Source organism: Rhabdobacter roseus (assembly GCF_014202275.1).
Lineage (GTDB): Bacteria > Bacteroidota > Bacteroidia > Cytophagales > Spirosomataceae > Rhabdobacter > Rhabdobacter roseus.
The window spans coordinates 24,278-47,151 of the sequence record NZ_JACHGF010000005.1 but is presented as its reverse complement, the minus strand read 5'-3'; the positions used below and the strand labels follow the sequence as shown (position 1 = coordinate 47,151).

Annotated in this window: 10 protein-coding genes; 4 read left to right on the top strand and 6 right to left on the bottom strand. The window is 56.6% G+C overall.

Going from position 1 to position 22,874, the window contains the following annotated elements; genetic code table 11:
• The first annotated feature begins 411 nt into the window (after positions 1-411).
• A complete protein-coding gene (locus tag HNQ92_RS16530; protein WP_184175188.1) occupies positions 412-3,693 on the top strand; it encodes a CotH kinase family protein in 3,282 nt (1,093 codons plus the stop codon).
• 15 nt (positions 3,694-3,708) lie between these two features.
• Here HNQ92_RS16530 and HNQ92_RS16525 read toward each other — a convergent pair whose 3' ends face one another.
• Positions 3,709-4,638, bottom strand: a complete 930-nt coding sequence (locus HNQ92_RS16525) for an aldo/keto reductase (protein ID WP_184175186.1) — start codon at positions 4,636-4,638, stop codon at positions 3,709-3,711.
• Between the two features lie 290 nt (positions 4,639-4,928).
• Here HNQ92_RS16525 and HNQ92_RS16520 point away from each other — a divergent pair, with 290 nt between their 5' ends.
• Positions 4,929-7,025, top strand: coding sequence for a prolyl oligopeptidase family serine peptidase (locus HNQ92_RS16520; RefSeq protein ID WP_425504296.1), 2,097 nt, complete (start codon positions 4,929-4,931; stop codon positions 7,023-7,025).
• Between the two features lie 10 nt (positions 7,026-7,035).
• On the opposite strand, the gene HNQ92_RS16515 is transcribed toward HNQ92_RS16520, so the two are convergent.
• Positions 7,036-7,245, bottom strand: a complete 210-nt coding sequence (locus tag HNQ92_RS16515; protein WP_184175184.1) for an alkylphosphonate utilization protein — start codon at positions 7,243-7,245, stop codon at positions 7,036-7,038.
• A 348-nt stretch (positions 7,246-7,593) separates the two neighbouring features.
• Between HNQ92_RS16515 and HNQ92_RS16510 the strand changes: the two genes are divergently transcribed.
• Entirely contained in the window at positions 7,594-9,603 is a 2,010-nt protein-coding gene (locus tag HNQ92_RS16510) for a M13 family metallopeptidase (protein WP_184175792.1), read from the top strand.
• A 263-nt stretch (positions 9,604-9,866) separates the two neighbouring features.
• Positions 9,867-10,619 carry a class I SAM-dependent methyltransferase gene (locus HNQ92_RS16505; protein WP_246440310.1) on the top strand — a complete coding sequence of 251 codons (753 nt, stop codon included), beginning with the start codon at positions 9,867-9,869 and terminating at the stop codon, positions 10,617-10,619.
• A gap of 145 nt (positions 10,620-10,764) precedes the next feature.
• Here HNQ92_RS16505 and HNQ92_RS16500 read toward each other — a convergent pair whose 3' ends face one another.
• From HNQ92_RS16500 to HNQ92_RS16485, 4 genes are all read right to left on the bottom strand, one after another.
• Positions 10,765-14,151 (bottom strand): ThuA domain-containing protein, encoded by a 3,387-nt coding sequence (locus tag HNQ92_RS16500; RefSeq protein ID WP_184175182.1) that lies wholly within the window; start codon positions 14,149-14,151, stop codon positions 10,765-10,767.
• A 391-nt stretch (positions 14,152-14,542) separates the two neighbouring features.
• On the bottom strand, positions 14,543-20,305 hold the full coding sequence (locus HNQ92_RS16495) for an SdrD B-like domain-containing protein (RefSeq protein WP_184175180.1): 5,763 nt from the start codon (positions 20,303-20,305) through the stop codon (positions 14,543-14,545).
• Positions 20,306-20,619: 314 nt separating this feature from the next.
• A complete protein-coding gene (locus tag HNQ92_RS16490; protein ID WP_184175177.1) occupies positions 20,620-21,672 on the bottom strand; it encodes a sugar phosphate isomerase/epimerase family protein in 1,053 nt (350 codons plus the stop codon).
• A gap of 44 nt (positions 21,673-21,716) precedes the next feature.
• Positions 21,717-22,862 (bottom strand): Gfo/Idh/MocA family protein, encoded by a 1,146-nt coding sequence (locus HNQ92_RS16485; RefSeq protein ID WP_184175175.1) that lies wholly within the window; start codon positions 22,860-22,862, stop codon positions 21,717-21,719.
• Between the last annotated feature and the right edge of the window lie 12 nt (positions 22,863-22,874).

The following is a 22,874-nucleotide window of genomic DNA, read 5'->3' as shown; positions in this document are numbered from 1 at the left end:
AGTAAATAAAGAAAATTAGCCCAGGAATTTTAATACGTTTTTGTCGCTAATTTCTTTTCTTTGCTTCCTCTACACGCACTTTGTCTATCACCCTACTTTTAAAACGAAGCAACCCTTCGTTCGTTCACACCTTATTTTTGCGCTCGATTTGCCTTGGTAAAAAGGTGCTCTCGATGAGAAGACAGACCGTCATGCTCTTGCTTCGAGAAGAAAAGGTGGTAAGAGACAAAGTACCCTATCAAATAGGTTGTTAGCTGTGCATTTGAATGTGGATGAAGTACGGATGCTACACGATTTCAGGCCCGCCAGGGCGTACCTGGGCCAGGCGCTGATTTTTTCAAGAAGATGCCTTTACATGTTAGTGGTGTCTGGTAGCATAGGTACCTGTTTGGGATAGTAAAAAAACAACGTATGAGAAAATTTTCCTGGATTATTTGTGTTTGGGCTTGGCTAGTGGTTGGTAGTGCTTCCGCGCAGGACGTCCGGATCAACGAGCTTCTGGCTTCCAATTCCTCCACCATTACCGATGCCACCGGCGACTACGCCGACTGGGTCGAGCTGCGCAATACGACGGGGAGCGCGGTGTCGTTGGCCAACTACTACATTACGGATAATTTATCAAACCTGACCAAGTACCAGCTTCCAGCGGGGGTGACTGTACCTGCCAACGGGTACCTGATTTTGTGGGCGAGTGGAATGGCCAGCCGGGGCAACACTCACCTGGGGTTTAGCCTTTCGGCGGACGGGGAATCGCTGGCCCTGGTGAACCCGGACGGGCAAACCATCGTGGACCAGGTAACCTTTGGACCTCAGCGCGCCAACGTGTCCTGGGGGCGCAAGCCCGACGTGACCGGCGACTGGTACTTCCTGACCCAGCCCAGCCCGGGGGCCAGCAACAACGCCTCGCCCGCCTACAGCGCTATTCTGGACCCTCCTACTTTTTCGCAGGCGGGTGGTTTTTTTACCTCTCCTTTCGAGCTTTCCTTAGGCGTGTCCGATCCGGAAGTTACTATTTATTATACCCTCGACGGCTCCGAACCCAGCCCGAACAACGTCACGGCCCAAAGCTATACGTATAAAAATAGCTATCCGCAAAATGCCGGACATCCCTTCGGCCCGTTGCTGACGAGGTACTTTCAGTCTTACTCATTTACGGCACCGTTGCCCATTCAGGACCGCACGGGTGAACCCAACCAGGTGAGTAGCATCTCCTCTACCTGGCATCGTGATCCGTTCTACATTCCTAGCTTTCCGGTTGATAAGGGTACCGTGGTGCGGGCGGCGGCCTATAAGGAAGGAGCACTTCCCAGCCAGATCGTGACGCATTCGTACTTTTTTACGCCTACCGGCACCAACAAGTATACGTTCCCGATCCTTTCGCTCACGATACCGGAGCGCTCGCTGTTTGACTACCAGACGGGCATCTACACGGCGGGGCGGCGCTTTGACCAGGAGCGGGAAAACAACCCTTCGTTCAATGCGGCTCCTTGTAATTTAGCCAATTACTCCAATTCGGGCAGCGCCTGGGAGCGTGAGGGCAACGCCGAGCTGTTTGTAGGTACCTCCGCGGCGTTCAACCAACCCGTCGGTGTGCGGATACACGGAGGATGCTCCCGATTTTCCCAGATCAAATCCCTGCGGCTTTACAGCGGGGGGAATTTCAACTACCCCATTTTCTCGGACTACCCTTCGCTGATTCACCGAAACCTCTTGGCTCGGAATTCGGGCCAGGACTGGAATCTCACGCTGTTCCGGGACGCTTTTTTACATAAAATGGTGCAACACCTGCACTTCGATACCCAGGCGAGCCAGCCGTCGATCGTTTTCATGAATGGGGAGTATTGGGGGATTCACAACCTGCGCGAACGACACGACAACCACTACGTAGAGCGGGTATACGGCGTCGATGGGGATAACCTGGATATGTACCAGTTCAACTGGAATACCCCGCCGGAGCTGGAGGAAGGTACCTCGGCGGCCTATAATGCGTTTTCGGCCTTTATCCAAAACAATACCTTCGCCGATGCGGCCAAGTACGACTCAGTGCGGAACTGGATCGACATGAACAATTTTATCGACTACCAGGCTACCCAAATCTACGCCGCCAATACCGACTGGCCCCACAACAACGTCCGGATCTGGCGGTTGCGGGTACCGTATCAGCCCAATGCGCCGCGGGGGCATGATGGCCGCTGGCGCTGGATGCTGTTCGATACCGACTTTGGACTGGGGCAGGCGCAGCCGATTTCGCACAATACCCTCGAACACGCTACCGCCAACAACGAAAGTACCCGGGTACTTCGGCGCATGTTGGACAATACGACTTTTCGCACCGATTTTATCAGTCGGTTTACGGATTTACTCAACAGTACCTTTTTGCCCGCCCGAACGGTACCGATGCTGGAGCAAACCAAGCAGCTGTACGCTCCCGAAATGGAAGCGCACATTACCCGGTGGGCCAATATCCCCAATTTTGCTACCTGGGAGGCCAGCGTGGATGTGATTAAAAGCTTTCTGGAGCAGCGGGCCGGACACGTGCGGAATCATTTGCGAAGCAGGTTTAACCTGGGCCAGGACCGAAACGTCGTGATCAACGTCAGCAACCCAGCGCAGGGCTACGTGCGGGTGAACACGATCGACCTGCTACCCACGACCGAAGGCGTGAGCAGCCAGCCTTACCCCTGGTCGGGGCAGTATTTTCAGCAGGCATCGCTCACGCTGCGGGCACGAGCCCAGGTAGGGTACCGCTTCAAGCACTGGCAGGAGGGCGTCAACATCGCTTCCTCCGACTCAGTGTACGTACTGAGCCTGGCCGCTTCCGACCGCTCCCTGACGGCCGTCTTTGAGGTAGACCCTGCTTTTACGGCGGAGCCCCCCGCTTATGACCTTTCCGCCTGTACCTACGAATTTATGGGCTGGCCTGCCGACACCACGGCGGGTACTTTCCCATCTAACATGGCCTTTGTATACATGGATGCGCCTGACCCAACGCTGGGAGCGCAGATTGCGGGCTTCACCAGCGGCTTGTACAACTACGGTACCCGCAGCCGGGTGAATGGCCTGGACGCGGAGGGGATCTCGTTTGTAAATACCACCAGCAACGATGCCAACAACATCAACGAAGGCTACCCGATGGGCCGGATGGGGGGCGCGCTGCTGGCCCTGAACACGCTGGGACAGTCGGACGTGAGCGTGAGCTGGGTAGGTGGTACGGTAGAAGCCAACAACCGCACCTACGCCCTGCGGTTGCAATACCGGGTGGGCGACAACGGCCCCTTTACCGACCTCCTGGACGGACAGGGACAAGCCGTGGAGTACGTGCGCAATGCCACTTCGGGCCACAGCGAGACGCTGGGGCCGGTGCAGCTCCCGGCGGCGGCGCTCGACCAGCCCTACGTGCAGCTGTTCTGGCGCTACTACCAGAAGGAAACAGGGAGTGGCTCGCGGGCGCGCCTGCGCCTGGATGACATCGTGGTCAGTCGGGGTGGGTGCGAGAGTATAGCCTCCGGAGACTGGCAGAATGCCTCTACCTGGAGCTGCGGACGGGTACCTAGCGTATGCGACGCGGTGTTGATCCACGAGGGGCACGTGGTACGTCTGGAAGGGACGGGCCTGGCGCGGCAGGTGCAAGTGGCCGATGATGCGCAGCTAGAACTGGACGAAGATGCCCAGCTACAGCTGGGAGAAAACTAAAAGTACCTTCTTTCTTTACAACGCCTCGAAGTGCGCCACCATTTTCTTTCGGCCCGCCTCGTCGGGCATAGCACCGTAGCCCGCTCCCAGGTTATCGACCACGTGCTTGGGATTGGAAGTGCCCGGAATGACGCAGGTGACGGCCGGGTGCGCCAGGATGTATTTTAGAAAAAACTGCCCCCAACTCTGAATGCCGTAGTCGCTGGCCCAGGCGGGCAGCGGCTTGTTTTTTACTTTCTGAAACAGCGAGCCCGACTCGAAGGGCTCGTTGATGAGTACGGCCACGCCGTGGTCCTGAGCCGCTTTCAGCAGACTTTTCTCGGCGTCGCGCACGCCGATGGAGTACTTGAATTGTACAAAATCTACCCCTTTCGCTTTCACGATCTGCTCCAGCTGCGCGTTGGCCGAGGTACTGTAGTGCGTTACGCCCGTGTAGCGGATCTTCCCTTCGGCCTTCCACTGGGTCAGCGTTTTCAGGTGGGTTTGCCAGTCGATGAGATTATGTACCTGCATGAGGTCGATGCGCGGTCGCTTCATTTTCCGCATCGACTCCTGCATCTGCTCGATCCCCGCCCGCTGGCCCTGCGTCCATACTTTGGTGGCGTAGAAGAACTTTTCGCTCAGCTTTGTTTCCTGCGTCAGCTCCCCGATCACCTGCTCGGCCCGGCCGTACATGGGCGAGGAGTCGATCAAAGTACCCCCTTGTTCTACCATCCGCTGAAGTACCTCCCGCAGAGGCTGGCGTTCGGCGTCGGAGGTACCTACGTCAAACTGAATCCAGGTACCTAGCCCTACCACGGGTACCGGCTCGTTGCTGGAAGGAATGGGGCGCGTGCGCATGGTAGCGTGGGGTATAGCTGCCCAAGTACCCCCCTGGCACGCCAGGCCCAGCGCCGTACCGCTCGTGAGTTTCAGCATCGTTCGTCGGGATAGCAGGGGTTGCATGGCCAAGGTGTTTTGGTTCTTTCCTAATAAGCTTTTCGGTGGGAAGAATGTTTGGGGTTAATTCAGGATTGTGTAGGGCTGGTTAGGGCTGGTTCGCGTTTGCAACGCGAACCCCCGAGGCAAAGCGTTTATAACGCGCCATAAAACAAAATGAAAAAGCCGAAGAAAGAAGAGGAAAGGCTGATCTTGCTACGAAGATGGTTGTTATACAAATGAATACTATATTTGTCATTCGCTTCGTAAACAAACCCTGACTTTAACGGTCCATGAAACGCCGAAATCTAGTAGGAATGACCCTCATCACCGCCATGCTCACGAGCGCCCCCGGAACGGCGCAAAAAATAAACTACCCTGCCACCCGCCAAGTTGATCACCGCGACGAGTACCACGGCACCCAGGTACCTGACCCCTACCGCTGGCTCGAAGACGACCGCTCCGACGAAACCGCCGCTTGGGTCAAAGCCCAAAACGATGTGACCTTTGGATACCTGAACGCCATTCCGTTCAAGGAGAAGATTTTTCAGGATCTCGAAAAAGCCTACAACTACCCCAAGTACTCCGCGCCGCGCCAGAAGGGGGAGTACTTCTATTTCTACAAAAACGACGGCCTGCAAAACCAGTCGGTTTTGTACCGGCAGAAGGGCCTGAAGGACGGGGCCACCGCCGAGGTAGTACTTGATCCGAACAAGCTTTCGGCCGACGGCACCACCCGCCTGACGGTGTTTAGTTTGTCCAAAAACGGAAACTACGCCGTGGTGGGCTTTTCCCAAGGCGGCTCCGACTGGCAGGAATACCAGGTCATGGACATGAAAACCCTCAACATGCTGCCCGATAAGGTAGCGTGGGTGAAGGTATCCGGTGCTTCCTGGCAGGGCGACGGCTTCTACTACAGCCGCTACCCGAAGCCCGAAGGCAGCGCGCTGGCCGCCAAAAACGAAAACCACCAGGTCTTTTACCACCGGGTAGGTACCTCGCAGGACCAGGACCGGCTGGTATATGAGGACCCCGCCAATCCGCAGCGCTTCCACACCGTCCGCACGACCGAGGATGAGCAGTACGCCGCGCTGTACGTGAGCGACCGCGGCCAGGGCAAAGACGGCAACGGGCTGTGGGTGATGAAGCAAGGCGAAAGTACCTTTACCCCCATCGTATCGGAAATCACGGATTTTAGCTACGGCCTGGTGGAGCACCTGAACGGTACCTTCCTGATCGAAACTAATGCAGACGCGCCCAACCGTAAGGTAGTTCGGTACGATACCAAAACCAAAAGCTGGCAGCCCTTCCTACCCGAAAAGCCCGAGCCGCTGACGGGCGTTGGCACGGCGGGCGGTAAGCTATTTGCGCTCTACTCCCAGGACGTAAGTACCCGGGTGTACGTCTACGACCTGAAAGGCAAGCTCGAAAACGAAGTGAAACTACCCGGCCTGGGGGCGGCGGGCGGTTTTGGCGGTGAGAAAAACGATACCTTCGTGTTTTACACCTATACCTCCTTCAACTACCCGCCTACCATTTTCCGCTACGACCTCGCTACGAAAAAAAGTACCGTTTTCCGCGCGCCGGAGGTCACTTTCAATCCCGAAGACTACGAAACCAAGCAGGTATTTTATCCCAGCAAAGACGGCACCAAGGTACCTGCCTTCATCACCTACAAAAAGGGCCTGAAGCTCGATGGCTCCAACCCCACGATCCTGTACGGCTACGGCGGCTTCAACGTCAGCCTTACGCCCGCCTTTAGCCCCACGCGCATTCCGTTCCTGGACCAAGGTGGGGTATACGTGCAGGCCAACCTGCGCGGCGGCAGCGAGTACGGCGAGAAGTGGCACGAACAGGGCATGAAGCTCAAAAAACAAAACGTCTTCGACGACTTCATTGCGGCGGCCGAGTACCTGATCCAGGAAAAGTACACTTCGCCCGAGCGGCTGGCCCTTCAGGGCGGCTCCAATGGCGGCCTGCTGGTAGGTACCGTGATGAACCAGCGCCCCGAACTTTTCAAGGTAGCGCTGCCCGCCGTGGGTGTCATGGATATGCTGCGCTTTCACAAGTTTACCATCGGCTGGAACTGGATCGCCGACTACGGCAGCAGCGACAACCCCGAGGAGTTCAAGGTACTTTACGGCTACTCGCCCCTGCACAATATCAAAAAGGGCGTAAACTACCCCGCCACGCTCATCACCACCGCCGACCACGACGACCGCGTCGTACCGGCGCACTCGTTTAAGTACGCGGCTACGTTGCAAGAGGTAGCGGGCGTAGGCTCTACCAATCCGTTGCTGATCCGGATCGACACCAACTCGGGCCACGGAGCCAGCAATACCAAGAAAGCCCTGGAAACCACCGCCGATATGTACGCGTTTGTGTTCCGAAATATGGGGCTGTTTTGGAAGTAGGCGAGGGGTGTTAGGCTTTCTTAAGAAAGCAGGTTTTGAGTACGAGATTGCTGCCATCCACGCGGCAGTCGATCTCCTCGGGGCTGGAAGTAAGGCGAATATTTTTGATCACTTTCCCTCGCTTCAGCGTTATGGATGAGCCCTTTACCTTCAAATCTTTAGTGAGGGTTACGGAATCACCCTCGCTTAGTATGGTGCCGTTACTGTCTTTTACGTCCATGATTTTGGTAGTTAAACACTGGATTTCGTCTGAGCCAAGCGGGCTCGAAGTCGGGGCAAAGGTACCTTTCTGGGGAGAGCATTACTAATTCGACTTCGGATTTTGTGGGACCTGAGCCCATCAGCAAGCAGCTAGCCAGGATAAAAATAGACGCGCCAGAGGATGGATAGTAGCAACAAGGTACTTGCACGGCTTTACGGGGCTAAGAATAGCTAGCCCGTTCATGTATAGCAAGTTTTTATGTTTTTTTAGTTATAATCATCATCAACAATTTCAATGCAAAGAATAACAACAACCAGTAGTAAACGAGTGGCATTGCTGCTTTGTGGAGCGGCACTGACCGTGCAAATGGAAGCCGCCGCGCAAAAAGCGGGTGTAAGCATTTCCGGTGGTTCTACACAGGCCAAATTCATCGACCCCGCTAACATGGATACTTCCGTGAAGCCCGGCGACGATTTCTACACCTACGCCAGCGGCAATTGGGTCAAAACCAACCCCGTACCAGCCAAAGAAACCCGCTGGGGTAGTTTCAACGTCCTGCGCGACTTCAACATCAACGCGGTAAAAGGATTATTGGAAGAGTCGGCCAAAAATAAAACGGCCCCCGCGGGTTCGGTAGAAAAGCGCGTGAGTGACTTCTACATGGCCGCGATGGACAGCGTAACCATCGACAAGCTGGGCTACACGCCCATCAAGCCCGACTTGCAGCGCGTGGCCAATCTCAAAACCAAGCAGGCGGTGATTAACGAAATCGCCGAGTCGCGTACGCGCGGTACGGGCAGCCCGTTCTTTGGTTTTTATGTAGGGCAGGACCGTAAAAATGTGGAGGTGATGGTGCCGCAATTTTCGCAGGGAGGTACTACCTTGCCCGACCGCGACTACTACCTCAAAAACGATGCGCGCTCGGTGAAGATCCGGGAAGCGTACAAGGAGTACATCACCAAGCTTTTTACGCTGACGGGTACCCCGGCGGCCCAGGCCACGGCTAATGCCGACGTGATCCTGGCCCTGGAGACAAAGTTGGCGGCCGCACAGATGGCACGCGTCGAAATGCGCGATCCGTACAAGACGTACAACAAACTGTCGGTGGCAGATTTTTCCAAAAGTACCCCCAACCTGGATTGGAAAAAGCTGATGCCCCTCATGAAAGTGACGGGAGAGGATACGGTGCTGATCAATAACCCGTCGTTTTTTGTCAAAGCCGATTCGCTCATTGCGGCTACTTCCCTCAATGACCTCAAAACCTACCTGAGCTGGAACGTCCTGAAAACCTCGGCCTCCTACCTGAGCACCGACTTCGTCAACGCCAGCTTTGCCTTCAACCAGGTACTTACGGGCCAGAAAGTACAAACACCCCGCTGGCAGCGCATGTCGCAGCTCACCGACGGTACCATTGGCGAGCTCCTGGGCCAGCTGTACGTGAAGAAGTACTTTACGCCCGAGGCCAAGGAGCGCATGGACGAGCTCATCAAGAACCTCATCAAAGCCTACGAGGTCCGGATCAATAACCTGGAATGGATGAGCCCGGCTACCAAAGAAAAAGCCCTGGCGAAGCTACATACCTTTACGCCCAAGATTGGCTACCCCGACAACTGGCAGACCTACGAGGGCTTTGAGATTAAACCCAATACCTTTTACGCCAACGTAAAAAATGGCAGCCGCTGGGGCTATCAGGACATGGTGAGTCGCCTGGGCAAGCCCGTGGATAAAACCCGCTGGGGCATGACGCCGCCGACGGTCAACGCCTACTACAACCCCGTGCAAAACGAAATCGTGTTCCCGGCCGGAATTCTTCAATTTCCGTTCTTTGACCCCAACGCCGACGACGCCATCAACTACGGGGGCATCGGGGCGGTGATCGGTCACGAAATATCGCACGGCTTCGACGACAGCGGCAGCCAGTACGACAAAGACGGGTACCTGCGCAACTGGTGGACCGACGAAGACCGTCAGAAGTTCATGGAGCGCGCCAATCAGATCGTGGAGCAGTACAATAAGTACACCGTGCTGGATACGCTGCACGTCAACGGCAAGCTCACGCTGGGCGAGAACATCGGCGACCTGGGTGGGCTGAACGCTGCCTATACAGCCTTCAAAATGACCAAGCAGGGGCAGTCCAACGAGAAGATTGACGGCTTCACGCCCGACCAGCGCTTCTTCCTGGCCTGGGCGCAGGTATGGCGCACCAACATCCTGCCCGAAGCCGCCGCCCAGCAGGTACTCGTAGACCCGCACTCGCCGGGGCAGTGGCGTACCATCGGTCCGCTGGTGAACATGGACGCCTGGTACGAGGCCTTCGACGTGAAGCCCGGCGACAAGCTCTACGTAGCACCCGAAGACCGCATCCGGCTCTGGTAAGCGAAGGGTTATATATCGGCTAAACGGGGTACTTCGTTACTTTTGCACCTCTGCCATCCGGCGGAGGTGCTTTTTTTGTTAAGGAACAAGAACAATGGTGGATACATGATTGTATTTGAATTGGTACCCGATCCGGGTTTCAATTCAAATCCACTTTGCCGAGTAGACGAAATAGCTACCTCGGAAGTACTTGAAGCCTAAAAGACGAATCTCTTTAAATTCGACAAAAAAGGTACTTTTAAAATGCATAAACCGAGCTATACATGAAAGCAAACACATTTTGGGGAGTGATGCTGGCCGCGGGGGCAAGCCTGTGTATGCATTGCACCAGCTCCACGTCGCGCCAGCAGCACACCGCGGCGGCGGTCAGCGACAGCGTACCCTACGGGCGCATGACGCCCTCGCGCGACGGCATCGGGAAGACGTACCTGGGGCGCGAAATTGCCCAGGTGATGGGCTTTGCCGGGGCGGGTTGGCTCGAACGGGACGAGCGGCAGGAAGAGGAAAATACCGCGCTGGCGATTGAGAAACTACCCATCCAGGCCACCAGTGTGGTGGCCGACATCGGCGCGGGAACGGGTTACTACACCTTTCGCATGGCGCCCAAAGTACCCCAGGGGAAAGTATACGCCGTAGAAGTGCAGGACGAGTCGATCAGGTACCTGCGGCAGCGGGCTCAGGAAAGCGGCGTGGAGAACGTCACGGTGATCAAGGGCGGGGCGCGCTCGCCGAACCTACCCGCCCAGGCGGTGGATCTGGCGATCATGGTGGATGTGTACCACGAGCTCGAGTACCCCCGCGAGATGCTCCAGGCGCTCCGGCAAGCCCTGAAGCCCGGCGGCAAGTTGCTGCTCATCGAGTACCGGGCCGAGGACCCCAACGTACCCATTAAAAAACTTCATAAACTAAGCGTGGCCCAAGCCAACAAAGAGCTGGCCGCTAACGGCTTTCGCCTGGTGGAGCGGGGCGACTTCCTGCCAATCCAGCATTTTCTGTTGTACCAAAAGGTAGACTAAACGAGCGGCGGGCAGAGGGTACTTTGTATCCGACAGATCGCCCGGAAATAGTGTCACGGATGAATCAGTTGAAAAAGTACCTTCAAAAAAGGCCTGAGCATTCATACGCTCAGGCCTTTTTTTGAAGGTACTTCAAGCCAATTTACTACATCGCGCCGTTATTGAACAGGAACGTGTCGATCGCGAAGAGTGGCTTGCCCTTGGCGTTCGGATTTTTGAACACAAACACCAGGTTGTGCTTGCGGTTGTCGGCGGGGCTCTTGATCGGCAACGTCACGTCGCCGGCAGTGCCATTGGGTATTTCTACCGAGCCTACCACTGGGCCCGTGGGCGAATCGAGCCGGGCTTCCAAAGTACCCCCGACGGTCATATCCTGAGTCGTAAATACCGAGGCTTTCAGGTGGCTGATGCCGGTGAGGTCGAGGTCGTCAAACTGAATGTACCCGCCGTCGGCCAGGGCCACGACTACCTCGGCGTTGGTAGGTAGTTTGTATTTCATGAATTCCTTACCCGAATCCAGCGTATTGGCTTTTACTTTGGCCGGGCGCAGCGCCAGGGTATTCACGCCCGTCATGGGACCAATGGCCCCGCTTCCTTTGTCCGTGTAAGAGGCCGACAGGATGTACGAGCCGTCTTTTTCCTTGGCCTGCGTAACGTAGGTACCTTTGAGGGGTTCTTTCTTTACCTCTTTTTCCTTGGCCAGTGACAGGATGTACTTCACCATGTTTTCGGCGTCGTCCTGCTTCAGCTGCGGGTGAGCGGCCATGGCCTGCTCGCCCCATACACCGCCGCCGCCTTTGATGACTTTGTCGGAGAGCTTCTTCACGGCGCTGTTGTCTTTCTCGTAGCGCTTGGCTACTTCGCGGTACGACGGGCCGATGGAGCGGGTGTCGATGCTATGGCAGGCTTTGCAATCGCTGAGGTCGATGAGGCGCTTGCCCGTAGCAAAGCCGGTGTTGGCCTGGTGTCCCTGGGCCAGGAGCGTTTTGTCGAAGCCTTCGAGGTAGTTGATGGTCATGGTTACGTCCGTGTCGGCAATGGTACCTTTGGCCAGGCTTCCGTCTTCCTTGTCGCTTACTTTGACCTCGTACTCAACGGGTTTTTTATCCCAATAAAAGGACTTGTTGCCCTTCAGGGCGATCTCCACGTTAGGTACTTCGTTGCCCACTTTCACGGTTACGGTGGAGTTGCGGCTGTTACCGGCGGCGTCGGTCACTTTGAGCGTGGCGACGTACTCACCCGGCTTGGTGTAAGTATAGGTAGGGTTGGCCTGGGTACTTTTAGGCAATCCTTTACCAAAAGTCCACTCGTACTTGAGGGCGTCGCCGTCGTAGTCCAGGGTACCTTTAGACGAAAAGTCCACTTTCAACGGCGCGGCTCCAACGGCTTTATTCACTGAAGCCATGGCCACGGGCGGACGGTTGCCGGGGTTGAAAGTAATGTGCGAGAGCCGCGCTTCTTCATTTTGGGCAAACCAGTTGGTACCGTACTCCAGCGTGTAGAGCGAGCCATCCTTGGCAAACTGCATGTCGATCAGGTGGTTGAATTCCATCGAGGGCAGGAAGCGCTCCATGCTCACAAAATCGCCCTGGGGCGTCATCGTTACGGCGTTGATCCAACCCCGAATCCAGTCGTAGGCAAAGAATTTCTTGTCGTAGTAGCCGGGGAATTTTACCTTGGAATCCTTCTGGAAGTCGTCGGAATAGTAGACTGGCCCGGCCATGGCGTTACGCCCGCCCGTCCCTACTATGGGTCCAAACTCCGGCGAGTCGGCGTAAGGGTAGAAAATGAAAGCCTTCTGAGCGGGAGGTAGTTCGCGCAGACCCGTGTTGAGCGGTGAGTCGTTGATCGGCTTGGCCGGGTCGTAGCGCTCACCCGACTGCTTGGTTTCGAAGTCGTAGCGGTTGTAGGCACGGTTGTCGGCCACGAAGAGCGGCCAGCCAAAGTACCCCGCCTTGCGCGCCTGGTTCACCTCGTCGTAGCCACGGGGGCCGCGCTCTGCCTTGTCTTCGCGGGCGTCGGGGCCTACTTCACCCCAGTAGAGGTAGTTGGTACGCTGGTCGATCGAGATCCGGTAGGGATTGCGGTTACCCATCACGTAAATTTCCGGACGAGCCTTCGGGTTGCCTTGGGGAAACAAATTTCCTTCGGGAATGGTGTAGGTTCCGTTGGCCTGGGGCGTAATCCGCAGGATTTTCCCGCGCAGGTCGTTGGTATTGGAAGACGACTCGCGCCCGTCGAAGCCTACCATGCCGGGGCGCGGGTCCATGGGTCCGAAGCCGTCGGACTTGAAGGGATTGGTGTCGTCACCGGTGGAGAGGTACAGGTTTCCTTTGCTGTCCCAGGCAATGGAGCCGCCCGTGTGGCAGCAGTCGGTGCGCTTCACGGGTACCGTCAGGAGCAGTTGCTCCGTCGAGAGCAGCAGGGTATCCTTCACGTCGTCGTACTTGAAGCGTGAGAGGTGCTGGGCCGTATCGGCCGCCGACGAAAGTGGGGAGTAAAACAAATACACCCACTTATTTTCCTGGAATTTAGGGTCGATGTTCAAGCCCATGAGGCCGTACTCAAACTTCGTAAACACGGGTACGTCGGCCACTACTTTGAGTTTGCCGGTCTTGGGGTTGTACATTTTTACCTTTCCTTTACGCTCAGCGAAAAGTATCTTTTGGTCGTCGAGAACGGCCAGCTCGGTAGGCTCGTCCAGGTCAGAAACCAGGATGTTACGCGTAAAGCGGTTTTCTTCGGGGCGCGCTTTGCTGTAATCCAGCTTGGCAGCCATGGTGTACTGCAAACCACCCAGTAGGTGCTTTAGGAAAATGGGGTCAACGAAGGTTTCGTCGGCGTGGCCAAAGTTGGTATAGAAAGCCTTGCCGCCGTCGTACTCGTGAAACCACGCCATGGGGTGGTCGTCGCCCATCTTGCCTTCTTTGTACGTTTTTTCGTCGATTTTCACGACGACGTCCACGTTTTTGTTGAAGTTTTTGAAGTCATAAAACTCATCCTTGATGGTCCAGCGGGCCGGAAAATCCTTCATCGAAGGGTGGTTGTGGTGCACGGCATAAGCTTCGCCCGTTTGCACGTTGGGGTTGCCGGGGTGGCTGGCAAACTGCGCACCGGCCAGCTTGGTATACCAGGGCCAATCGTACTCGGTGTCGGTAGCGGCGTGGATACCCACGTAGCCACCACCCGCCTGAATGTACCTTTCAAACGCGGCCTGCTGCTCGTTGTTCAGGACGTCGCCGGTGGTACTTAGGAAGATGACCGCGCTGTATTTCTTAAGATTGTCTTCGGTAAAAAGCGTTGCATTTTCGGTGGTATCTACCGCAAATCCATTCTCCTTTCCCAATTTAAGAATGGCGGTTTTCCCGGCCGGGATGGAGGTGTGCCGGAAACCACTCGTTTTTGAAAATACCAGAACTCGCTTGCCCGGGGAGGTACCTTGGGCTTCAGCGCGGTACCCGCTCAGTAGGAGCACCGTAGCGCCAAGGGCCCACAGGACTCCTTTCACGTACTTGCTGTAAAAATTACACATGATCAATGATACATTTTAATTGGGGGTTACTAAAATCGTGTAAAGGTACTCATGCGAAAGTTACGTTTTGGAGAAATCTTGTCATTTTTCGTAGACAATCCCCAAGAAGAAGAGGTACTCTGGATTAGAAGGGTACTTTCTCCGCTTTTTACTTGTCAGAGCGACAACTGTTTTACCTGATTTGTATTACTTAACGATGGCCGGTACATTTTCGTACTTGCTCCAAACGGGAGATCGGGTACTTTTTGGAAATAGAATTGTAGGGGCACGGCGGTATTCATTCGGGCCCGAAGGTACCTTGAGGGCTCGACCGTGCTTCGTGGTTTTACAAAAAAAACAGCCGATGCTTGTTTGGAGCAAGCATCGGCTGGGCAAGAAGGTGCTGCCTTAATTAGCGGCTGGATACGGGCGATTTCTTGGTTTTCTGAATAACGAAAGGTACGCACACGGCTTCGGGGCAGCAGTCTTCTACCACCACGATGGTAGGGCAGCAGCCCTCCTGCGGACAGGTACCCTGGGTGGTGGTGTAGGTGTATTCAAAGGTACCCAGCTCCGACTCGGACACCGTAAACTGGTTGCCGGTACTGACCTGCACGGGCTGGCCGCCCTGCGCTTTGCGGAACCAAACTACCCCCGTATAGGGCGCGGGTACCTCCAGGAGTACCTGGACGCCCTGCCCGCGGCAGATCATCACGGGTACCGTAAAGCAGGTACGGTCGATGTCGTCTTCGCCTTCTTCGCCGTTGCCGGGGGTACTGTCTTCATCGTCTTCGTCCATGTGGGTAATTTCGGCGGTATTGAACCACACGCCTTGCTTCACGATCCGGACCCGGATCTGTAACGCTACGGTATCGCCCACGGCCAGGCTGTCGAAGGCCCATTGGCCGGTGGCGGTGGTGTAGGTACCTACGCTGGCGGTGGAGCTCAGGTACTGCACACCGGCGTTGAGGGTGTCGGTCACGACGATGCCGTGGGCCGTAGCTTCACCCTCATTCCAGACGCGCACCGTGTAGGTGATCGTGTCGCCCAGCATGGCCAGCCGGGTACTTACGGCTTTGTCCAGCGCCAGGTCGAAGGCCGGGTCGCAGTTGAGGCGGGTGACGGTCACGGTGTCGCTGCAGTCATTATTGCTAATAATAAAAGTGTAGGTACTTCCCTTGGCCACCAAGCCCGTAATGTACCCCTCGGGCGTGATGCTGGCTGTGTTGCCGGGAGCTACGCTCCAGCTGGCGCCGGGTACTTTGGGGAGCGATAGGGTATCGGTGCAGCTATTTTGGCTAGCGAGGCTCAGGATACCCCGGAACACGTAAACGGTGTCCGCGCAGGTACCTACCTGGGTATCCAGCAGGATGAACGTATAGATGCCGTTGGTAGCCAGCCCGGCTACGGCTCCCGTCTGGGCGTCGATGGTCACACCGGCGGGATTTTGCGCGCCGGTGATCCAGGTTTGGTTGGCCCCGGCATCGGGTAGGTTGATGCTACTGGTCGGGTGGCAGATAAACTGATCGGCCCCGGCGTTGGGTTTGTAGCATACCTCGCCGCAGTAGGGGATGAGCAGCGTGGTGTCTTGGTAGCAATTTTCTCCGTTAAAAATCCGGAGGTAGTAAGTAGCGCCGCCGGGTCCGTCGGGGTTGGGAAGGTTCGTGACACTGAAGGTACCCCCGGCCAGCGCAGTGGCCGAAGCGTAGTTGGCCAGGCCCGCCAGGCTGGTGGCGTAGGTGTACTTGTCGGCATTGGTGATACCCGTGCCCTGGAAGCTGGCGTCGTCGTTAGGCTGGCCATTGCAGGTGATGCCCGTCACGCTCACCGTCCCGATGGTGGGCTTCGGCGTAACCGTCACAACCACCTGCGCCGTATCCGAGCAGCTGTTGGCGTTCTCAGCCACGAGGTAGTAGGTAGTGTTAGAAGTGGGGCTCACGCTGGTGGGGCTTGCCACGGCCTGGCCAGCCACGCTGCCAGCCGTCCATTTGGGATTTGAGTAAGTACCGTAGTTAGGGATGAGGCTGGTCAGATCCACGCTTTCCCCGGCGCACAAAACCGTGGCCGCATCGGCAATTTGGGGCTTAGGATGGACCGTAACCGTTAACTCGGCGCTTGGACTTACGCAGCCACTGACGGTATTGGTACAAGTGGCGTAGTAGGTGGTAGTCGTAGTAGGACTGACCGTCAGGCCAGTAAGTACCTGACTAAGGGCTTCATTGGTATAAAAAGTAACGGTGCCGCTACAGCCCGAGGCCGAGAGGGTGGTACTTTCCCCGGCGCAAAGCGTAGCCGAGGTAGCAGCCAGCGTAGGGGCCGCTACGGGCGGGCAGGTGCAGCTATGGGTTACATAAAGGGTGTCTTTACAGCCGTTTAGCTCCGCGATGAGCATGAGCTGGCTACCGCTGCTGATGCCGCTCACGGTATTCCCGCTGAGGGTACCTGTGCTGGTGGTAATGGTGGCCTGGGCCGGAGCGGTAAAGGTCACGGAATAGGTCAGCAAGTCGGCGGCGCAGGTAGGTTGGCCCGCCAGGCTGAGGCTGGGCTTGGGATTGACCGTAACTACTACCTGAGCGGTATCCGAGCAGGTGCTGGCGTTCTGAGCCACCAGGTAGTAAGTAGTGTTAGCAATCGGACCCACGCTGGCAGGGTTCCCGACGGCCTCGCCATCCACACTGCCGGACGTCCAGGTGGGGTTCAGGTAGGTACCGTAGTTGGCGATGAGGCTCGTTAGATCCACGCGCTCTCCTTCACAAAGGGTAGCCGAGCCGTCGGCAATCTGCGGTTTTTCACTCACCGTGAGTTTCACAAAGGTAGTATCCGAACAAGCGATGCCGTTGGCCACCGTTTTCACCACGACCGCGTAGTACTCCGTACCGGAAGTAGGTAGTACTGAAGGCGTGAAGCTGTCGGAAGTGGCGCTGCCGAGGGCATTGCCGAGGCCGGAGGTGGTATCGGCCAGCGGGCCGTACCATTGGTACTCCAGGCCGGTGGTTGGCGTAGCCGACACCGTGAAGGCGGTCGCGGGCTCCGCGGCACAAAGTACCTGGGCGGCCGGAAGTACCTGCACCACGGGCGTTTCCAGGATCGTCAGTGTTACGGTGGTGGCGTTGTCGCAGCTGTGCAAACCATTGGTAGCCGTGGCCACGACCCGGTAGCTGTATACCCCCGGAGCCGTCGGGAGGGCCGTAAAGCAGGCCTCGGTTTGGCCGGAAATGGCCGCCGTGCCGGGGTTGGCCGCGCCGTTATTGGCATACCACTGGAAGGTAGGCTTCGCTCCTAAGGAATCAAGGGCACACAGGTTATTAAGCTCACCCTTGGCACAGATGGTCTGGTTGGGAATGTGCTTGAGAATGGGGCAGGGGATCAGGCCCATGTCGAAGGTATGGTTCACCGAAGCTTGTGCCCCCGTAGCCGCCAGGATGTAGGGAAGCCCGGCGGGAATGGCTCCCAGCGCGGTGCTGTAGGTCGTAGGATCCACGTCGGAGTCGTTCAGGTCAGGCTGGTCGCCTTCACCCGTATTGGCCAGCGTAAGCAGGTACGAGCGCCCACCCACGGTTATTTTATGATCGGCGAAAACTCCTTGTCCAAATACAATGGTGTAGTTGGTGCTGGGTGTAAGCGCGTCACCCCGGCTGGTCGAAAAGTAGTACTCGCCGTTGGCGTCGGTGGTATCGCGGGCTACCAGGGTTCCGTCGCTGGTTTTGTAGAGCGCTACGGGCACTTGGGGTACTACGCCTTGGCCGGGGTCTTGTACGCCGTTGCCGTTGGCGTCGATCCAAACGCGGTTGCCCAGCTCAAGGTACACGGGTAGGGCGCAGGTTAGCTCTACGTCACCAAGCCCGGCGGCTTTGCCCAGGGTACCGGTGCCGATCCCGTTGCTTGAGTAGATGGCGTAGGAGTCGTCGAGCCGCCCCGTATTATTATTTAATAATCGAAAACCGCCTGACCAGTACACGCCGTCTCTGGGGTCCATCGATACGGCCACGGTTTGTCCCGAACCGGGCCGGATCGCCAGTCCACCCAGTACCGTTTCGGTATGGGAGGGGTTACCGGTACCATTCGCATTAACATACCAGTTATCATCGAAGTACTCGCCAAAACCAGGGCCCTGGTTGTTGCCGGGGCCGTAGCCTTGGTAGGGACCGGCTTTTCCGTTGTTTTCGAGAATGAAGACGCCATTCCGGGCGTAGGCTTTCAGGATATCCCCCCCGCTAAAACCCGAGTGAATGGTAGTGGCTGTTCCGGTGGGCATGTAGTTCTGGATACCCGTCTGGAAACCGGTGCGGTCGGCAAGGCCAATCAGCATGGAGCCGTCGGTGTCAAATTCAATGTCGGCAAAAATGGGCTGCGGTAGCGCTACGTTGTAGTTGGTGCCCGAGCCTTTGAGGTAATCGCTCCAGCTGTCGGTCCAGGGAAACCAGCCCGCCGCCGTGATGATGTTGGCGTCGGCGTACCCACGCGGGTACGTCAGGGGGAAGTCCATGATGGGCGTAGGGGAGAAGCTACCGTTTTCATACACGTACACATACGCCCGCATGCTTCCTTTTCGGACTTCGGCTGAAGCCGAGGTATTGGAGCCGTCGCACACGCCACCTACGTACAATTTACCCCGATAGTACTTCAGTGCCCAGGGGCGCCATTCTCCGTTGGTACAGCCCGGATTCGGAATCGCGAGGCTGGTCACGGAGGTTGGTTTTGTGACGCCGTCCTGGTTGAAAGCCGATATATTCAGGACCAAGAGCGTTTTTTCGTGGAGGTTTACGGCAAAGAGTGTATCGCCATTTTCGGAAATATCCAGGTCGCCCAGGCCATCTTTACCCGTCAGGATAAAGGCGTTAGCATCCCGACTGGGACTGTTCTTGGCCGCGGGCAAATCCCGTCCGTTATTAGCCTGAGAAGCATTGGTACCCGTGGTATAGGTAGCGGTAAGGTTTACGTTAAAAGGAGCCGCGTCCAGATCTATAAAGGAAGACGTATGCGTGGTGTTGTTGGTGGGGGTACTTTGCGTCATGTCCGTTACGTAAATCCCCCCAATCCCTAAGGGCCCAAAGCCCGTGTGGCGGCGCAGCAGCGAGGCTGAGAACATCTTCTTGGTGTAGCGGTTATAGGCCAAGCCCCATACCGAGCCGGTCTGGCTGTTGATGCCCCAGTACCGGTTGGCGGCGCTCGTGGTGGTAGTGGTGAAGCCCTTACCTATGTTATTGAAAGGAACTGATACCAGCGTGGCGTCCGGGCCCGAAGTACCTCCGCCCAACGGGTGACCGTTGACGTAGCAAGGCGTAAACATCTGAGGGCTGGTATCGCAGTAGTCGGTAGGGCGGTTTACGCCCAGGTTTACGTTACAATTGGCCGCGGAAACAAACTGCACGGTGGTGCGGCTGCTGCTGCCGTTGAGGGTAGAGGAGCCGTTGTATTCGGACGGAATCCCCGAAAACTCAACCCGAGCCGGATAGGTAATGGACTGGCTGATGGCATAAGTACCATACGTATCGGTCGTGGTGGTAAAGGTATTGCCGGCGGCGTCGGTAACGCGGACTTTAACGCCCGCCAGCCCGTCGGTTTCACCGCTTTCTACCTGAATACCCCCAACGGTGGCCAGGGCTGTTTCGCGCACCCCATTTCCGTTGTAGTCGTTAAAGACAATTCCGCCAATTCCGTTAGCATTACAGGGAGTGGCGGGACAAGCCGCCGGAGCGGTGTAATTTCCCGTGGTGGTACAGCTACCGTCAAAGGCGGCGGTAATCGTACCGGCGGCCGCGTTGGCGTCTATCTCAAAGGCAATAACCTGCGGTGAGACAATCGTTTGACTTCCTGTATTAGTACCTCCGTAGTTAAACGTGTTCGCGCCCGGCTTGAAGGTGCGGCTGGTAGGGGTAGCGGTGCCGCTGGAAGGCGCAATGGATACCGTCACGGTACCGTTGGTAGGGGCTTCTAGCCAGCTGATTTCGGCCGTCACGGTGGCTTTGCTTAGACCATTGACCAGATAACAACCCGAAACGGTGATTTTGCTGATGGTGATGGAACAGGTCGCCAGCGGATCGGCGGTGGTGGAGGTACTTGTGGGCGCAGGGGCGTGGGAGAAAATTGCTTTTTCGAGCCAGCGGGCGTCAAAAGACGCACTTTCGCCGAAAATCAGCGCCAATACAACCAGGAACGGTAGTACTTTTTTCATCAGGAAGTGAGTAGTATAGTGTTAATAAAAAAGCAGTATAGCGTACTATACGTGCGCTCTCATTTCAGCAACAATTGAGCCAAAAAATAGTTATGCTGCTAAATTGAATCCTTTTTTTTAAAATGTACTGGTAGTAAGCTCTTTAAGTTAAACCACGCTCCGGCTGTACTACTAGGTAATACCCCGAAGAACCATGAAACGATTGTAAAAGCCGAGAGAAAGGGCCTAACAAAAACCGGACCAAATCCCGTATACGCAAGCGAGGCTGCTCCAAAAGAAGCAGCCTCGCCCGAAAAAATACAAATCCAAAGTACCTAGAGTCCAAGTACCTTGCGGTTGAAGGCTTCGTCGGCACCGGTACCGGCAAAGTCATCGAAGGCTTTGGTAGTGACTTCGATGATGTGGCTCTCAATAAAAGGAGCGCCTTCGGCCGCACCCTGCTCGGGCGACTTGATGCAGCACTCCCATTCCAGCACGGCCCAGCTGCCGTAATCATACTGGGATAATTTCGAGAAAATAGCCGAGAAGTCTACCTGGCCGTCGCCCAGGGAGCGGAAGCGCCCGGCGCGGTCCGCCCAGCCCGCAAAGCCGCTGTACACGCCTTGCTTGCCCGTGGGGTTGAACTCGGCGTCTTTGACGTGGAACGCCTTGATGCGGTCGTGGTAGAGATCAATGAACTGTAGGTAGTCGAGCTGCTGTAGCACGAAGTGGCTGGGGTCGTAGTTGATGTTGGCGCGGCTATGCCCACCAAGGTAGTCTACAAACATCTCGAAGGTAGTACCGTCGAAAAGGTCCTCGCCGGGGTGCAGCTCGTAGGCTACGTCCACGCCGTTTTCGTCGTACACATCCAGAATAGGCTTCCAGCGGGCCGCCAGCTCTTTAAAAGCCGTCTCGACCAGTCCGGCGGGGCGTTGCGGCCAGGGGTACAGGAACGGCCACGCCAGTGCGCCCGAAAAGGTAGCGCTGGCGGTGAGGCCCAGGTTGCGGCTGGCCACGGCCGTGTACTTGAGCTGCTGCGTAGCCCACTCAGCTCGGGCTTTGGGGTCTTTGCGCACTTCGGGGATGGCAAAGCCGTCGAACATGTCGTCGTAGACGGGATGCGAAGCCACCAGCTGCCCAATGATGTGCGAAGCCAGCTCCGTGATCTCCAGCCCCAGGTCCTGGAGCTTGCCCTTGAGCTCGTCGGCGTAGGTTTGCGACTCGGCGGCCTGCTTTACGTCAATGATGCGCGGGTCCCAGGTGGGTAGTTGTACACCCTTGTAGCCCAGGGCAGCCATGTATTTGCCAATGGTCTCTAAGGAGTTAAAGGGGGCTTCGTCGCCCAGAAACTGGGCCAGAAAGATACCCGGTCCTTTTATGGTTTTCATAGGATGGATGTTAAAGGTTAAATGGTTGATGAGGTACCTGCGAACTAGATTTCTACCCAGGCTTGTTTTTTGTTACTTTCCAAGATCCTCTCGCAAATCAGCAGCTCCCGGTAGCCATCGGCGAAGGTAGGGAAGCTGGGGTTTTCCGGCTGCTTGCCTTCGGCAATGGCCGCGTACACTTCCTTGAACATCTGCTTGGAGGTGTCGGGGAAGCCCTCGTTGTGCCCGCCGGGTAGCGAAATAATGGCCCGGGCGGCGTCACCTACCAGCGAGGGGTCGCGCAGCAGTACCTGGTTAGCGCCGTCGCGGTTCCCGATCCACATTTCGTTGGGTACTTCGGAGCACCAGTTGAAGGTTTTCTTCGAACCAGAGATTTCCAGCGTCATGCGATTTTTGCGCCCGGCCGACACCTGCGACACCGTAATGACGCCCCGGTTGCCGTTGTCGAAGCGAAGCAGTACGTTGGCGTGGTCTTCGGTAGTGATGGGTACATCGGCGTAGTCTTCGGGCCGGAGCATCATGCCCGAGTAGGTCTCTACGGGCCGCAGCGGCTTCTTACGCGTTTTGTGAATGGTGTTGAAATCCGCCATGACGGCCACGGTTTTGAGCCCGGTGATGTACTCCAGAATGTCCATCAGGTGCGAGCCAATGTCGGCGATGGCGCGCGAGTCGCCGGATTTATCGGGCTCGAGGCGCCAGTTGTAGTCGGTTTCGTAGAAAAGCCAGTCCTGCAGGTAGGAGCCAATGATCGAGTACACATCGCCCAGCTCACCGCTCTCGCACATGGCCTTCATTTGGCGGGCCAGCGGGTAGTAGCGCAGGTTGAAGTGAACGGCATTCACCAGCCCCGTTTTGGCCGCCAGCGCTACCAGCTCCTCGGCCTCGGCCAGGTCTTTGGCCAGGGGTTTTTCACAAATCACGTGCTTACCGGCCTCCAGGGCAGCCTTGGACTGCGTGTAGTGCAGGAAGTTGGGCGTACAGATATGGATACTCTGGATGTCGTCCTGCTTGAGGAGTTCGTCAAAGGTGTAGGAACGCTCGATACCCAGCACATCGGCTTTTTCGCGGGCCAGTTCGGCCGTTACTTCGCAGAGAGCGGCTACTTCTACGTTGGGTAAGCGGCGAAGCGCTTCGATATGGGCCGGACCAATGAAGCCCGTTCCCACCACACCTACTTTAATTTTGCTCATAATGAAGGGGAA

What these genes read in the sequence shown, in the direction of transcription:
- HNQ92_RS16530 (WP_184175188.1), top strand. Translation starts at nt 412, where the DNA reads ATGAGAAAATTTTCCTGGATTATTTGTGTTTGGGCTTGGCTAGTGGTT.
- HNQ92_RS16525 (WP_184175186.1), bottom strand. Translation starts at nt 4,638, where the DNA reads ATGCAACCCCTGCTATCCCGACGAACGATGCTGAAACTCACGAGCGGT.
- HNQ92_RS16520 (WP_425504296.1), top strand. Translation starts at nt 4,929, where the DNA reads ATGACCCTCATCACCGCCATGCTCACGAGCGCCCCCGGAACGGCGCAA.
- HNQ92_RS16515 (WP_184175184.1), bottom strand. Translation starts at nt 7,245, where the DNA reads ATGGACGTAAAAGACAGTAACGGCACCATACTAAGCGAGGGTGATTCC.
- HNQ92_RS16510 (WP_184175792.1), top strand. Translation starts at nt 7,594, where the DNA reads ATGGAAGCCGCCGCGCAAAAAGCGGGTGTAAGCATTTCCGGTGGTTCT.
- HNQ92_RS16505 (WP_246440310.1), top strand. Translation starts at nt 9,867, where the DNA reads ATGAAAGCAAACACATTTTGGGGAGTGATGCTGGCCGCGGGGGCAAGC.
- HNQ92_RS16500 (WP_184175182.1), bottom strand. Translation starts at nt 14,151, where the DNA reads ATGTGTAATTTTTACAGCAAGTACGTGAAAGGAGTCCTGTGGGCCCTT.
- HNQ92_RS16495 (WP_184175180.1), bottom strand. Translation starts at nt 20,305, where the DNA reads ATGAAAAAAGTACTACCGTTCCTGGTTGTATTGGCGCTGATTTTCGGC.
- HNQ92_RS16490 (WP_184175177.1), bottom strand. Translation starts at nt 21,672, where the DNA reads ATGAAAACCATAAAAGGACCGGGTATCTTTCTGGCCCAGTTTCTGGGC.
- HNQ92_RS16485 (WP_184175175.1), bottom strand. Translation starts at nt 22,862, where the DNA reads ATGAGCAAAATTAAAGTAGGTGTGGTGGGAACGGGCTTCATTGGTCCG.